Raw genomic sequence first — 15,768 nt, forward strand, 5'->3', positions numbered from 1 at the left:
ATGGTCGATTCTTTACCCTATAACAGGTAGAATCCCCGCTCCCTGAGTATAGTGAGAACTGGTATGCGTGTTGTTTTGGGCCCAATGGAGGGCGTTTTAGATCATCTAATGCGAGAGATTCTTACAGAGATCAACGATTACGATCTCTGTGTGACTGAGTTTGTTCGTGTCGTTGACCAAACCCTACCCGATCACGTATTCCACCGACTGTGCCCTGAGTTAGCGCAAGGTTCAATGACCAAATCCGGTACACCCGTTCATATTCAATTACTGGGTCAAGACCCTCGCTGGATGGCAGAAAATGCGGTAAGAGCGGCGAGCCTTGGCGCTAAAGGTATCGACCTTAATTTTGGTTGCCCCGCAAAACTGGTTAACAAAAGCAAAGGGGGCGCTGCCCTATTGCAACATCCCGAGCTTATTCATAACGTCGTTAAAGCGTGTCGTGAAGCTGTTGACCGCAATATTCCGGTGACAGCGAAAATCCGCCTAGGTTGGGAAAACCCGGATGATTGCTTTGAGATTGTCGATGCGATAGAGCAAGCTGGAGCCAACGAGTTAACCGTTCATGCTAGAACCAAAACTGGTGGCTATAAGGCAAGCGAGATCAAGTGGGAATATATCAATGAGATCCGCAAGAAAACATCAGTTCCCTTAATTGCCAACGGTGAAATCTGGAACTTTGAAGATGGTCAACGCTGTATAGAAACTACCGGTGTTGATTCACTCATGGTCTGCCGTGGCGCGTTTAATGTCCCTAACCTCGGCAATGTAGTGAAACATAACCACACCGTGATGCCATGGCAAGACGTGGTTGATTTGTTGCTGGTCTATTCGACTTATGAAATCAAAGGCGACAAAGGACTGTACTACCCTAACCGAGTAAAACAATGGTTCTCATATCTTCGTCAACAATATCCTCAAGCGAACGAGTTGTTCCGAGAAATACGCACTTTCAATAAGGCTGCACCTATCGTTGAGCGTATACAGAACTACCGTGACAATGTACTTGAGACATTGCCACAGTAGTTTACTCAGGCTAAAGGGTTAGAAGCAGTGAATGTTCGCCTTCTATCGAGACGGTGAGCATTCCTTTGTTAGCAGAGATCATCTTTTCGGTAATTGGACAACGAAACGCTCCCTGTTCAATCCCCAGCTTCCAAACGGGCAATTCTACTTGGTTAGATTGTTTTCCTAGATTGAATCCACTTATCACCACTTCGCTATCGAGTTGGCGAGCGAATACCAAACAAGCGTCATCAACATACAAAGGCATAAAGCTACCTTTTTGCAGTGCCTTCGAGCGCCGACGAATGGCAATCATCTTTTTAAAGTACGGTAGCCATTCACTGTGCTCAATCTGTTCCCAAGGGAAGCAACGACGGTTGTCTGGGTCGTGAGAGCCTTCTAGAGCAATCTCGGCACCGTAATACAAACAAGGCGCCCCCACAAAAGACATCAATAGCTGGTTCGCGATAGCAAACTTCGCTTTGTCTCCACTAAGTGTTGTAATAAAGCGTTCAGTATCATGGCTATCTAACTGGTTGAGCTGTGACAGCTGGTTGTTCCATGGAACCTTTGCACTTGCTTCCTGAAGCCACTCAAGAAAGTCATGGCAGTCAATGTTAATTGGATCAAATTGAATGTCCTTGCTTGCTAGCAAAGCCCTAACTGGATGCGCGAATCCATAATAGTTCATCGCTCCATCTTCTTGATCACCCTGTAGCCACTGAGTCGCCTCAAAGAAATGCTCTCCGAGCATATAAGAATCTGGGTTCACCGACTTCATCGAATCACGGAATGCTTTCACATAATGCGCATTATTGGTTGCTCCCTCTCCTTCACCTAACATATGAATCACATCAAAACGCCAGCCATCGATATTATATGGGGGCTTTAGCCAGTACTTGATGACTGAGCTTTCGTCCAGATAGATCTGGTTGCATACTTCTTGGTTGTGGAAATTCAATACTGGTAACGTGTCAATCCCTTTCCAGCCAACGTACCTATCTGAGTCAGCTTCAAAAAAGTAGTAATCACGATATGGGCTATCTTGCGATGTATAAGCTCCATTGCCGTGACTAAGGATATCGAACCATGAATGTGAGGTGGATGTGTGATTGAGTACTGCATCTAGCACTACTTTCAAGCCTCGTTGATGAAGCTTATCCGTCAATTGGGCAAATTGTTCATTAGTGCCAAATTTTGGATCAATTGAGTAGTAATCAACGGTATCGTATTTATGGTTAGAGTATGACGTGAATATTGGGTTCAGATAAAGCGTAGTGATACCTAAATCTTGAAGATAGTCGAGTTTACTTTCGATGCCCGCAAGGTCACCACCGAAGAACTCTACTGCACCAGTATCACCATGAGTACCAACACTTTCTCCCCACTGTTTTTTCACAGACTGTCTATTCCGAGCAGGGTATTGATATTCACCCGTTTCCACCGCTAAGTCTGGGTCACCGTTGCAAAAACGTTCAGGGAAGATTTGGTAGAAAACTTGCTCTGCTACCCAACTTGGGGGCTGATGACAGCGATTGTACTTAAAATGGTACTCTCGCCCGGGCATACGTTTTTGAACACCGCGGGCATCTAACCAGTACTGATCCGTTTGCGTTAGAGCCTTAAACACGTAGTAAGTAACATCTTTATCTTCGCTAAGAGGAAGCGTCGCCTGCCAAATATCAAGTCGTCCTTTCGTGCCCACCTTAGACATAGGGACTATGTACTCTTCATTGTCAGGCTCATGACGAAGGCTTACCGACTCATAATCTTTTGCTTCAGCAAACAAAGTAATGGTTAGCTTATCTTCGACGCGCACCACCCCATCATGAGTCTGTGGATGAAATAAAAAAGGCTGTTTCATTGTTATTCTTCTTTAAATAGAGGGAACGAGATTACGTTATCTTAGTTGAATAACCGCAATAAAAAATCCCCCTTCAAATTGAAGAGGGATCACAGTCTGTAGGCGTAGCACTGAGGCTTAGAAACAGCTCGATTATTGATGTTTGAGAATAGACAGTTAACTCAATAGCAAACTGTCATCCGCCAGTTCTTCACCACGAACTTTTGAGAACATTTCTAATAGATCTGGAACTTGCATATTTGCGCGCTGTTCCCCTTCTACGTCCAAGACAATTTCTCCTTGGTGTAGCATTACGGTTCGATCACCGCAGGCCAGCGCATCTTTCATCGAGTGCGTTACCATCATTACCGTAAGGTTAAACTCCTTGATCACCTTTTTAGTTAAGTCGATAACAAAAGCTGCCATACGTGGGTCAAGTGCCGCTGTATGCTCGTCAAGCAGTAACAGCTTACTATCTGACAGCGTTGCCATCACCAAACTTACCGCTTGGCGCTGACCACCTGAAAGTAACCCAATATTGTCACTCAATCGGTCTTCAAGGCCTAAACCAAGAATGCTAATGCGCTCTTGGAATAGCTTGCGACGCTTTGACGATAGCGACAAACTCCAGCCCCGTTTTTTACCACGCATATATGCCAGCGCCATGTTTTCTTCAATAGAAAGGTCACCACACGTTCCTGCTAAGGGGTCCTGGAATACACGAGCACATTGGTTTGCTCGCTGATCTACCGTTTGTCTGGTCACGTCCATTTCGTCAATGAGCACTCGACCGCCAATCATAGGTGTTTCACCAGTAACAGCGCCAAGTAACGTAGATTTACCCGCTCCATTTGAACCAATCACCGTTAGAAACTGATGTTCCGGAACCTCTAGATTAACGCCTTTCAATGCTTGGTTTTCTAGGATAGTACCTGGGTTGAAGGTAACTTGAATATCTTCTAAACGAATCATGCTACTTTCCCCGCTTTGCCTGAATTAGATACTGCTTGACTCTTTACAGGCTTAACGCCCTTTTTTGCTTTGAGGTTTCCTTTTAGTTTCGGAGCAATCAGTGCGATGGCTACCAAGACCGCCGTCACCAAGTTAAGGTCCGATGCTTGCAATCCAAACATGCCAGAACTTAATGCGAACGCCACAGCTAGACGATACAAGACGGAACCGACAATCACCGCGGTCACCGCTACCCAAATCTTTTTACCCGGAATCAAGGTCTGACCCAGAATAACAGCAGCAAGGCCAACCACGATCGTACCCACACCAGAAGTCACATCCGCAAAGCTATTGGTCTGAGCGAACAGCGCACCAGCGAAACCTACGAAACCGTTGGATAAAGCAAGACAAAAATAGGTATAAAACGATGTGCTTGCACCTTGAGCCTTAACCATGCGCGCATTGACACCAGTCGCTCGTAGCCCCAAACCGAAATCACTATTAAGAAGGCGAACAACAAACCATGCCGACACCAGAACGAGTACACCGACCACTAAAGGCCTGATGTACATGGCATCACCCATCATTTCAAATGGAGTTAAAATAGTATCTTCACCAAGTAGTGCAATATTTGGGCGTCCCATGATTCGAATATTGATCGAAAACGCCGCGATCATAGTCAAGATAGATGCTAGAAGATGAAGAATGCCACACCTAACGGCTAAGAATGCTGTCACCCAACCCGTTGCTGCACCAGCAACGATAGCCATCCCCGTTGCAATCCAAGGGTCGATTCCAGCCACAATAGCGGTCGCTGCAACGGCCGCTCCCATAGGGAAACTGCCATCAACACTAAGATCTGGAAAATCAAGAACTCGGAAGGTGAGATAGACACCCAACGCGACCAGTCCGTAGATAAGACCGATTTCTAGAGCGCCGAAAAAAGCGAAAGCAGACATAACAACTCCTCTTCTGCTTAATAAAAAAGCTGGGCCTTAAATCACAAAGCCCAGCCACTATCACTCGTGCGTTACTTTACGCTTGTTGCACGATCCATCACTGATTTAGGAATCGCTAAACCCAATTTTTTAGCTGCTGTTGCATTGATAACCAAGTCAGAGCCTTTCGCAACTTTGACATCCATTTGGCCTGGATCTTTACCATCTAGGATATCGGCTACGTAGTCTGCGGTTTGGACACCAATTTGGTAGTAGTCGAACCCAAGACTTGCTACCGCACCACGCTCAACATAAGACGTTGCTGCACCAAATACCGGTTTCTTCGCTTGATTTGCAGAAACAATCATGCCTTCAATCGCACTAGCAACCGTATTATCGATAAGTGCGTAGATGATGTCTGATTTAGCAGCAATTGCTTGAGTCGCAGTTTGTACATCAGCACTTTTAAGTGCCGTCGCTTCTACCAATTCAATACCGCGCTTATCAGTGCTCTCTTTAAGCAGCTTCATAAGGCTAACCGCGTTAGCTTCACCTGGGTTATAAACCACACCAATACTTTTTACATCTGGCATGATTTCTTGAATTAATTCAACGTGTTGATCAACAGGAGAAAGGTCAGACAGACCCGTTACATTTTTACCTGGTTGCTCAAGCTGCTTCACTAACTTCGCTCCCACTGGATCAGTAACGGCAGTGAAAACAACCGGGATATCGCGCGTTGCTGATACCAGAGCCTGAGCCGTTGGAGTTGCTATACCAACAAGAACGTCAGGGCGCTCACCTACATATTGGCGTGCAATCTGTACCGCAATAGCTGGATTGCCCTGCGCCGTTTTATAGTCAAATTCTAGATTCTTTCCTTGCTCATACCCTTTCGCTTTTAAACCATCCACTAAGCCTTGGCGAGTCGCATCAAGCGCTGGGTGTTCAACGATTTGGGATACTGCCACTTTTGCCGTCTTTGCCATAATGCTCGTAGACGATAATAGAGCCACGCCAGTTAGTGCTGCTGTGACAAGTAACTTGCTTGCTTTCATCTTCACTCCTTGATTCAGCAATTTTTCCTTGTGAGGCAGAAAGCTCTCACTCGAGAGGAAATTAGGTGTAATTATTGTTTTACATTAAATGTCGAATATTTATTTAATTTTCGACTTACTGCTATTTCTACCAGTAAGCTTACCAAATTGAAAGATAATATTAACAATCCGACCAGATAAACGTGCTGAAAGATTGATTTAATGACATACATTTTAATCAGGATGTACACTATACGATACATGCGACTAATATTTGGTCAAATCTTAGCGTAATGCATTTTTGACAAAAGTGAAGGATTGTGAGTGATTTTTTGTGAAAGGTGTCTATATTCATACAGATAGCGTTCAGCTTCATATATGCTCGCTCCCGATAGTTACCAAGGAAGACCTTCATGAACCTACATATTCAAAAAGCTTTATTCATATCTCTAATTTGTGTGTTCTCTGCATTCGGGTTTGCGAGGGAATTGGAAAGCAGCAAGCTTGAGAAAGTTGCCGTCATTGATGGCGTACCGTGGTCAATAGAGCCAATTGATAACAAACGTTTTTTGATAGCTTTACGCCAAGGCAGTCTTGTTATCCTTGATGGGGAGACCGGAAAGGTATCTGCTGTCTCCGGTGTGCCAAATGTGTATTCGTCGGGTCAAGGCGGTTTAATGGACATCATCGCTAGTCCTAAAGACAAAAATGTTTTTTATTTCACTTATGCCAAACCCGATGGTAAAGGTGGCACCCCGACACTTGCCAAAGCGCGTTTAAACGGGTCAACAATAGAATCATGGCAGGACTTGTTCTCCAGCAACGTTGTCGTCACCTCGGGGCGACATTTTGGCAGTCGTCTTGCTTTTGATGATGAAGGCTATATCTACATGACCATCGGAGACGCAGGGGAGCGAGATAATGCGCAGCAAACCGACAATCACGCGGGCACTATAATTCGGCTTAATCAAGATGGCAGCGTGCCTAAAGACAATCCATTTATTGATAACAAGCGCTTTGCCCCCGAGATTTACTCGTATGGTCACCGAAACCCACAGGGCATAATCTACGACAGCAATAGAAAACAGCTTTGGGCCATTGAACACGGACCACGAGGTGGAGATGAGCTCAACTTAATCAAAGCTAGGGCAAACTATGGCTGGCCAATTACTTCTCATGGAAAGGAATATTGGGGGCCGATTAATGCGGGTGAAGCTCAAGAAAAAGATGGAATAGAGTCGCCGAAGAAAGTGTACATCCCCTCTATCGCACCTGGTTCACTACACCTTTATCAAGGAGAGAAGTTCCCTCGATTAAACGGCATACTTCTGATTGGCGCATTAAAGCTCACTCATATGAACGTCCTCGATGTCAATGAAGCAGGCCAAGTACTCGAAGAACGCCGTTATTATGAAGAGCTGGGCGAACGTATCCGCGATATCACTTCTGATGCCGCGGGTAACGTATGGTTTACGACAGACAGTGGCACCGTCTACAAGATCCGTCGTGCCTATGAATAGCGGTTACTAAGACAAGCCTCTATAAAACAAAACCCCGCATTAATGCGGGGTTTTGTTTTGAAGCCAATTAAATTAGAACCAACGGTCAAAATCGCTGCGATCGAGCTGTCTAAACGCTCTATTTAGAGTGACAGCGAGTTCTTTATATTTGGGCTTGGCCTTAACTGGCTCCATCGCACAGCCCGTCTCAATGATCTTTTGATGCAGCTCTCGATACCAAGACGCAAGTGCTGGAGGTAGTTGTGTGTTGTAGCGGTTTCCAAGCCACCACATACCTTGAACTGGTAAGCTGATAGCAAACAACGCGATAACAATAGATTGTGGCATGGCTTGAGCATTGCTAAACGCCATTTGCGTTAACACACTAATAGCGGCAACCGCAGGCATGACTTTGATACCAAACTTTGTTGCTTTGATTATGCGCTGCTCTGGGAACAATGGTGTGAGTTCCTTTCTCATTGGCCACAGCTCCATGTACTTTTGGCCATTTTTTATACTCTGAGTCAGACTTACTCGCTCGCTCATAGGCAACCTCACTAAAAAAAAGTTGAACTCTTCAACTAAATCAGCAAAATATTGACTGAAGTTAATATTCTTTCAAATTTATTTTGTTATCTTCTGTCATTATCGTTATTCTTTGCGTTTCCTCAATCTCATTGTTGTCTTTATTTACAAATAAGGCAACCAAGAGATGAACGTCGCAAGGACGCAAATGTGATTTTAATGAAGAAATCGCATATTATTATACGGCAATTGATGAATTTTTGACCAAGACTGAATGGTAAATCTTTTGTACCTTCTCAGCCTTGAGATACGTTTTATACCCCAATGATCCATGATCAATAAAATACAGGTAACCTCTAATGTCTAAGCTGGTTTTAGTTTTAAACTGCGGTAGTTCTTCTCTTAAGTTCGCCATCGTTGATGCAGAAAACGGTGATGAGCACCTAACAGGCCTTGCTGAATGTCTACACCTTCCAGAAGCTCGTATCAAGTGGAAACTTGATGGTAAACACGAAGCTCAACTAGGCGACGGCGCTGCTCACGAAGAAGCGTTAGCATTCATGGTAGAAACTATCCTTGCTTCTAAACCTGAGCTAAAAGCTAACCTAGGCGCTATCGGTCACCGTATCGTTCACGGTGGTGAGCAATTCACATCTTCTGCGCTAATTACAGACGATGTACTTAAAGGTATCGAAGACTCTGCAACATTTGCACCTCTTCACAACCCAGCTCACATCATCGGTATCGAAGCGGCGAAGCACAACTTCCCAGAGCTTAAGAACGTAGCAGTATTTGACACTGCGTTCCACCAAACTATGCCTCAAGAGTCTTACCTATACGCTCTACCGTACAACCTGTACAAAGAGCACGGCATCCGTCGCTACGGCATGCACGGTACGTCTCACCTATTCATCGCACGTGAAGCAGCTGAACTACTTGGTAAGCCAGCTAACGAACTGAACATCATCAACTGCCACCTAGGCAACGGTGCTTCTGTTTGCGCTATCAAGAACGGCGAATCTGTAGATACTTCAATGGGTCTAACTCCTCTTGAAGGACTAGTAATGGGTACTCGTTGTGGTGATATCGATCCAGCGATCATCTTCCACCTACACGACGCACTAGGTTACTCTGTTGAGCAAATCAACAACATGCTAACTAAAGAGTCTGGCCTTCTAGGTCTAACTGAAGTGACTTCTGACTGCCGTTTCGTTGAAGACAACTACGGTGAGAAAGAAGAAGCAACTCGTGCAATGGACGTGTTCTGCCACCGTCTAGCGAAATACGTAGCGGGTTACACTGCATCTCTTGACGGTCGTCTAGACGCTATCGTGTTCACTGGTGGTATCGGTGAAAACTCTGCACCAATCCGTGAGATGGTTCTAAACCGTCTAGGCGTATTCGGCATCGAAGTTGACGGTGAAGCTAACCTTAAAGCTCGTTTCGGCGGCGAAGGCACTATCACTGCTGCAAGCAGCCGTATCCCTGCAATGGTTATCTCTACTAACGAAGAGCTAGTAATTGCTGAAGACACTGCGCGTCTAGCGGGTCTTTAATTTTCAAACTGGCTAACTTAGGTTAGCCAGTTTTCTTATTGGGCTCAGCCGACCGTCTGTTTTTCTCCTAAAAGGACGTTCACCACGCTGAGTTTCTTCCCTACATATAGTTTGAGGTACTCAAAGAATGTCCCGTACTATTATGCTTGTACCAACTAGCGCTGGCGTAGGTCTTACCAGTGTTAGCATGGGTGTATTGCGTGCTATGGAGCGCAAAGGTGTGAACGTTGCGTTCTACAAGCCTATCGCTCAGCCTCGCCACGGTGGCGATCAACCAGACTTAACTTCAACTATCGTTGGTAACAGCAGCGATATGAAAGTGGGCCAACCACTTCCAATGTCTGACGTTGAGAACCTATACGGTAGCGAAAAAGTTGATGTACTACTTGAGACAATTGTTGAACGTTACAATCAAGTAAGCAAAGACGCTGAAGTAACGCTTATCGAAGGTCTAGTACCGACTCGTAAACACCCATTTGCGAACGCAGTTAACGCAGAAATCGCAAAAACACTTGGTGCAGAGATCGTATTCGTAGCAACGCCAGGTACTGACAACCCAAGTCAGCTTAAAGAGCGTATCGAAGTTGCATGTACTAACTACGGTGGTACTAAAAACAAGAACATCTCTGGCGTTATCATCAACAAGCTAAACGCTCCTGTTGATGAAGCAGGCCGTACTCGTCCAGATCTTTCTGAAATCTTTGATGACGCAGACACCGCGCAGCAAGCTAACCTTGAAGTAATGCAAATCTTCAACACTAGCCCAATCCGCGTTCTTGGCTGCGTGCCTTGGAAGATCGATTTAATTGCAACGCGTGCAATCGACATGGCTCAGCACCTAAATGCCGAAGTAATTAACGCGGGCGATATCGAGAAGCGTCGTATTAAGAGCATCACGTTCTGTGCACGTTCTCTACCGAACATGATCGAGCACTTCAAACCAGGTTCTCTACTTGTTACTTCAGCAGACCGTCCAGACGTTATCGTCGCTGCGGCACTTGCTGCAATGAACGGTGTAGAAATCGGCGCTATCCTATTAACAGGTGGCTACGATGTTCCTGTTGAAATTGCTGACCTAATCAAGCCAGCACTAGACACTGGCCTGCCAATCTTTAAGGCTCAAGGTAACACATGGCAAACGTCTCTGAACCTACAGAGCTTTAGCCTAGAAGTACCTGCAGACGATAAAGAGCGTATCGAGTTCGTTAACGAGCACGTTGCTGGTCACATCGACGGTCCATGGATTGACTCTTTACTTGAAGGTACTATCGGTACTCGTAAGCTAAGCCCACCAGCATTCCGTTACCAGTTAACAGAACTTGCTCGTAAAGCTGGCAAACGTATCGTTCTTCCTGAAGGTGATGAGCCTCGTACAGTTAAAGCTGCGGCTATCTGTGCTGAGCGTGGCATCGCGGAATGTGTGCTTCTTGGTAACCCAGACGAAATCAAGCGCGTAGCTGCACAACAAGGTGTTGAACTAGGTGCAGGTGTTACAATCATCGATTCTGATGCGGTACGTGAAAACTACGTTGCTCGTCTCGTAGAACTACGCGGCGCGAAAGGTATGACTGAAGTTGTGGCTCGTGAGAAGCTACAAGACTCTGTTTACCTTGGCACAATGATGCTTGAAGCAAACGAAGTAGACGGTCTAGTATCTGGTGCTGTTCACACAACAGCAAATACTATCGTTCCTCCGTTCCAAATCATCAAAACGGCTCCGGGTACATCTATCGTATCTTCAATCTTCTTCATGCTGCTGCCTGATCAAGTATTAGTGTACGGTGACTGTGCAATCAACCCTGACCCAACAGCTGAGCAACTTGCTGAAATCGCTATTCAATCTGCAGACTCTGCTGCGGCATTCGGTATCGACCCACGCGTTGCAATGATCTCATACTCTACTGGTGAGTCTGGTAAAGGTGCTGATGTAGATAAAGTACGTGAAGCAACCAAACTAGCAAAAGAGAAACGTCCTGATCTTATCATCGACGGTCCTCTACAGTACGATGCAGCGATCATGGAGAACGTAGCGGCTTCTAAAGCACCTAACTCTCCAGTTGCTGGTAAAGCGACTGTATTTGTATTCCCAGATCTAAACACTGGTAACACAACATACAAAGCGGTACAGCGTTCAGCAGACCTAGTTTCTATCGGTCCAATGCTGCAAGGTATGCGCAAGCCAGTTAACGACCTTTCTCGTGGCGCACTAGTAGACGATATCGTGTACACAGTAGCACTAACTGCGATTCAATCAGGTCAAGAGCAAAAGTAATTTGCCCTTTAACTGAATGAAAAAAGCCTCCATCATCGGAGGCTTTTTTATTGTATGCAATTTAACGCTCTCTTCCATGAGGCGAATCCAAGTCCAAATCAGGGCCAGCAGGAACAATTTGAGTTGGATTGATACCCGTATGACTGAAGTAGTAGTGGCGTTTAATATGGTAGAGATCCGTGGTCTCTTTAACACCTTTAACTTGGTATAGCTCTTTGAGGAAACCTTGGATATTTTCGTAATCAGCGATACGTTTTTTGTTGCACTTAAAGTGCCCCACATACACCGCATCGAAACGCACTAATGTGGTAAACAATCGCCAATCAGCTTCCGTTATCTGGTCACCCGTTAAGTATCGATGGGTCGCCAACTGCGCTTCTACCTTATCCAAAGCATCGAACAAGCTATTGTAAGCTTCTTCATACGCCTCCTGAGTAGTTGCAAAACCGCAACGGTATACCCCATTGTTAATGTTTGGGTAGATAAACTCATTCCACTCGTCAATCGCGGACTGCAATTTCTCCGGATAAAAATCGTCACTATTACCTGTCAGATGGTTGAACTCCGAGTTGAACATTCGGATGATTTCCGATGACTCATTACTCACAATAGTGTTGGTCTTTTTATCCCACAAAACAGGTACAGTAACTCGACCGGTATAGTCCGGTTTAGCTTGTGTATAAATTTGGTGAAGTTTGGTGAATCCAAATAGAGGTTCAGGAAGTCCAAAAGACCACCCTTCTGAAAGCATGTCAGGACACACGACCGTAACATCAATGTGCGGTTCCAAACCTTTAAGAGCGCGAAAGATCAGTGTTCTATGAGCCCAAGGGCACGCAAGTGATACGTATAAATGATAGCGACCAGATTCAGGCTGGAATTCTGCTTGTGGGCTATTGTCTATCCAATGACGAAAGCCAGCATCTTCACGCACAAACTTACCGCCAGACGTCTTAGTGTCGTACCACACATCATGCCAAACACCTTCAACCAATTTCCCCATGCTTTCATTCCTTCTCTTCATTTAGTGATGACATTATATGAAGCGAGCATGAAGAACTTGAGGGGATGGTTTGAAAGAAGTCGTTCGAATAACTTGAATGATCTTTTGGTGAGAACAAAAAAAGCGCGACCAAAAAAGTTGCCGCGCTTAGGCCCGTCACAGGCTGAAAATAGCGGCTCTAATTATTCACACACAAACAACTAGAGCCATTCCTTGCTGGTTAGTGGGATTCCCTAAACACTGACGTTTAGGCACGACACTGCGTGTACGTCCGTTCCCTGAATTGTTGGTTTCTGTTGAGCACACTGCTCCGTTGCTTGTGGGCAGCGTGTTCTAAACACACAACCTGATGGAGGACTGATCGGAGATGGTAGATCCCCTTCCAACATCTGAATGGTTTTAGTGCGCTCAATTTTTGGATCTGGAATCGGAACCGCTGACATTAGCGCTTTAGTATAAGGATGCGACGGATTGGCAAATAATGCTTCTGCCTCACCTAACTCAACAGCATTGCCAAGATACATTACCAAAACACGATCAGAAATGTGCTTCACGACTGACAGGTCATGCGCAATAAACACTAGACTCAAGCCTAGCTCTTTTTGCAGCTCTTTCAGTAGGTTAACCACCTGAGCTTGGATAGATACATCCAATGCCGATACAGGCTCATCACAAATAATCATCTTAGGACGTAAGATTAGTGCACGCGCAATACCGATACGCTGACACTGACCACCTGAGAACTCGTGCGGATAACGGTTAATCACGTTTGGTAGCAGGCCTACTTTTGCCATCATTTCTTTGACGCGATCTTTCACTTCCTGTTTTGAGAGCTCTGGATAAAAGGTCTCTAATGGCTCGGCAATGATGTCACCCACCGTCATACGAGGGTTAAGTGATGCCAAAGGATCTTGGAAAATCATTTGGATTTCTTTGCGAGTGTCACGACGCTGAACCGCTTGCATCTTAGTCAAATCTTGACCAAGCCACATCACTTCACCATCTGTCGCTTCTACAAGACCGATAATGGCGCGTGCAAACGTAGACTTACCACAACCTGACTCGCCTACTACACCCAGTGTTTCACCTTCGTATAGACGAACATTTACGCCATCTACGGCTTTAAGCTGAGCCGGCTTTGACCAAGGCCAAGCTGATTTCGATGCAATGCTGAAGTGTACTTTTAGCTCTTTTACATCAAGTAATAGTGATTTGTTGTTTGTCATTGCATTCATTTTGCCCAAGCCTCCCAATCAGAAAAACACGCACGTTGACGACCTTGTCCAAAGTTCTCTAGTGTTGGCGCAGACACGCTACACTGTGGAGTTGCACGGTGGCAGCGCTCTTGGTAAGGACAGCCCGGTGGCAAACGTAATAAGTTTGGTGGATTACCTGGAATCGTTGGTAGGATCTCCCCTTCCGTGTCCAGACGAGGGATTGCCTTTAACAGACCTTCCGCATAAGGGTGGCTAGGGTTATAGAAGATTTCATCTACCGTGCCGTACTCCATCGTACGACCTGCGTACATAACTAGTACTTTGTCACATGAACCTGCAACAACACCCAAGTCATGCGTAATCATGATAATAGCTGTGTTGAACTCCGATTTAAGCTCGTTCAGAAGGTCCATGATCTGAGCCTGAACCGTTACATCCAATGCCGTTGTCGGTTCGTCAGCAATCAGCAGTTTTGGACGACACAATAGCGCCATCGCAATCATCACACGTTGACGCATACCGCCTGAAAATTCATGTGGATACATAGTAATACGCTTGCGCGCTTCTGGAATTTTTACCGCTTCAAGCATACGAACAGACTCTTCGAATGCCTCCGCTTTACCCATGCCTTTGTGCAGCATAAGTACTTCCATCAGTTGGTCGCTAACTTTCATATATGGGTTAAGCGACGTCATTGGGTCTTGGAAAATCATCGCAATTTGCTCAGCGCGAACTTTGTTCAGTTCTTTTTCTGGCAAGTTGAGGATTTCACGCCCTTCAAATTGTGCACTACCCGAAATGATACCGTTTTTCGCTAACAAGCCCATGATAGCGAATACAGTTTGCGATTTACCTGAACCGGACTCACCTACAATACCCAGCGTTTCGCCTTGGTTGAGGGAGAAATTCAAGTCGTTTACAGCGGTAACAATACCGTCCTGCGTGGTGAACTCAACACGCAGATCTTTGACATCTAATAAGCTCATATTCAATCCTTTCTTCTAGTTCTTATCTGTCTTTTGGATCCAGCGCGTCACGAAGACCATCGCCAACATAGTTAAAGCAGAACAAGGTTACGACCATGAAAATAGCAGGGAAAACTAACTGCCAAATAGCCACTTCCATTGTTTGAGAACCCTCTTGAAGCAATGCGCCCCAACTGGTCATCGGCTCCTGTACGCCAAGGCCAAGGAATGAAAGGAAAGATTCTGTCAAAATCATACTTGGGATAAGTAGTGTTGAATACACCGCTACGATACCAAGTACGTTAGGGACAATGTGACGTGTGATAATTTTCCAATTACTCACGCCCGAAACGTGTGCCGCTTCGATAAACTCTTTGCTGCGTAAGCTAAGAGTTTGACCACGTACAATACGCGCCATGTCCAGCCATGCAATCGCACCGATAGCCACAAAGATAAGCACAATGTTACGACCGAAGAATGTTACTAGAACGATAACCAAGAACATAAACGGTACAGCGTACAAAATCTCAAGTACACGCATCATAACGCGGTCAACACGACCACCAATAAAGCCTGATGTTGCACCGTAAAGTGTACCAATCAGTACCGCAACAAATGCACCTAGAACCCCTACCATTAGAGAGATACGGCCACCCATTAATGTACGCACATAAAGGTCACGTCCAAGACTATCAGTACCAAACCAGTGCTCAGCACTTGGTGCAGCATGCATGGCATACCAATCCGTATCATCAAACGCGTATTGAGCAAACATTGGCAGGAAAATCACTGCTAATGTCATCAGGGTTAGAATAAATAAACTCACCATCGCAGCTTTGTTACGCATAAAACGGATACGCGCGTCTTGCCACAAGCTACGACCTTCAATTTCTAAATTCTCGGAAAACTTCTCTACCGCTTCCAAGTTTTCTTTTTTCGTTAGCATCATTACCACAC

General features: G+C 45.4%; 13 protein-coding genes. 4 read left to right on the forward strand and 9 right to left on the reverse strand.

Translation table 11 applies throughout. The features are described 5' to 3' along the window. The first annotated feature begins 63 nt into the window (after positions 1 to 63). Positions 64 to 1,026: a tRNA dihydrouridine(16) synthase DusC gene (gene dusC / locus L2W36_RS20305; RefSeq protein WP_236111331.1), complete on the forward strand. Its 963-nt coding sequence runs from the start codon at positions 64 to 66 to the stop codon at positions 1,024 to 1,026. A gap of 10 nt (positions 1,027 to 1,036) precedes the next feature. On the opposite strand, the gene malZ is transcribed toward dusC, so the two are convergent. The 4 genes from malZ to L2W36_RS20325 all read right to left on the reverse strand — a co-directional run bounded on the left by malZ (position 1,037) and on the right by L2W36_RS20325 (position 5,795). Then, the gene (gene malZ / locus L2W36_RS20310; protein ID WP_236111339.1) at positions 1,037 to 2,869 is read right to left on the reverse strand and encodes a maltodextrin glucosidase; all 1,833 of its coding nucleotides are present in this window, start codon (positions 2,867 to 2,869) and stop codon (positions 1,037 to 1,039) included. A 156-nt stretch (positions 2,870 to 3,025) separates the two neighbouring features. Further along, on the reverse strand, positions 3,026 to 3,820 hold the full coding sequence (locus L2W36_RS20315; RefSeq protein WP_006070034.1) for an ABC transporter ATP-binding protein: 795 nt from the start codon (positions 3,818 to 3,820) through the stop codon (positions 3,026 to 3,028). After that, complete coding sequence (locus L2W36_RS20320; RefSeq protein WP_006070033.1) at positions 3,817 to 4,758, reverse strand: ABC transporter permease; 942 nt, start codon at positions 4,756 to 4,758, stop codon at positions 3,817 to 3,819. Before L2W36_RS20320 ends, L2W36_RS20315 begins: the two co-directional genes overlap by 4 nt. Before the next feature lie 71 nt (positions 4,759 to 4,829). After that, a complete protein-coding gene (locus L2W36_RS20325; protein WP_006070032.1) occupies positions 4,830 to 5,795 on the reverse strand; it encodes an ABC transporter substrate-binding protein in 966 nt (321 codons plus the stop codon). A 392-nt stretch (positions 5,796 to 6,187) separates the two neighbouring features. Here L2W36_RS20325 and L2W36_RS20330 point away from each other — a divergent pair, with 392 nt between their 5' ends. Next, positions 6,188 to 7,294 carry a PQQ-dependent sugar dehydrogenase gene (locus L2W36_RS20330; protein ID WP_236111340.1) on the forward strand — a complete coding sequence of 369 codons (1,107 nt, stop codon included), beginning with the start codon at positions 6,188 to 6,190 and terminating at the stop codon, positions 7,292 to 7,294. A 72-nt stretch (positions 7,295 to 7,366) separates the two neighbouring features. Here L2W36_RS20330 and yfbV read toward each other — a convergent pair whose 3' ends face one another. Continuing rightward, a complete protein-coding gene (gene yfbV, locus L2W36_RS20335; protein WP_006070030.1) occupies positions 7,367 to 7,819 on the reverse strand; it encodes a terminus macrodomain insulation protein YfbV in 453 nt (150 codons plus the stop codon). Positions 7,820 to 8,157: 338 nt separating this feature from the next. On the opposite strand from yfbV, the gene L2W36_RS20340 reads away from it, so the two are divergent. After that, entirely contained in the window at positions 8,158 to 9,354 is a 1,197-nt protein-coding gene (locus tag L2W36_RS20340; RefSeq protein ID WP_006070029.1) for an acetate kinase, read from the forward strand. 127 nt (positions 9,355 to 9,481) lie between these two features. Next, entirely contained in the window at positions 9,482 to 11,626 is a 2,145-nt protein-coding gene (gene pta / locus L2W36_RS20345; RefSeq protein WP_006070028.1) for a phosphate acetyltransferase, read from the forward strand. A 61-nt stretch (positions 11,627 to 11,687) separates the two neighbouring features. Here the strand turns inward: pta and L2W36_RS20350 are convergent, their stop codons facing one another. The 4 genes from L2W36_RS20350 to oppC all read right to left on the reverse strand — a co-directional run bounded on the left by L2W36_RS20350 (position 11,688) and on the right by oppC (position 15,757). Continuing rightward, a complete protein-coding gene (locus L2W36_RS20350) occupies positions 11,688 to 12,629 on the reverse strand; it encodes a glutathione S-transferase family protein (protein WP_236111342.1) in 942 nt (313 codons plus the stop codon). Positions 12,630 to 12,862: 233 nt separating this feature from the next. After that, positions 12,863 to 13,855, reverse strand: a complete 993-nt coding sequence (gene oppF / locus L2W36_RS20355; RefSeq protein WP_038221908.1) for a murein tripeptide/oligopeptide ABC transporter ATP binding protein OppF — start codon at positions 13,853 to 13,855, stop codon at positions 12,863 to 12,865. A 5-nt stretch (positions 13,856 to 13,860) separates the two neighbouring features. After that, positions 13,861 to 14,832, reverse strand: coding sequence for an ABC transporter ATP-binding protein (locus L2W36_RS20360; protein ID WP_006070025.1), 972 nt, complete (start codon positions 14,830 to 14,832; stop codon positions 13,861 to 13,863). A 22-nt stretch (positions 14,833 to 14,854) separates the two neighbouring features. Further along, a complete protein-coding gene (oppC, locus tag L2W36_RS20365) occupies positions 14,855 to 15,757 on the reverse strand; it encodes an oligopeptide ABC transporter permease OppC (RefSeq protein WP_031493371.1) in 903 nt (300 codons plus the stop codon). Between the last annotated feature and the right edge of the window lie 11 nt (positions 15,758 to 15,768).

It is taken from the genome of Vibrio sp. McD22-P3 (assembly GCF_021568915.1).
Taxonomy (GTDB): domain Bacteria; phylum Pseudomonadota; class Gammaproteobacteria; order Enterobacterales; family Vibrionaceae; genus Vibrio; species Vibrio mediterranei.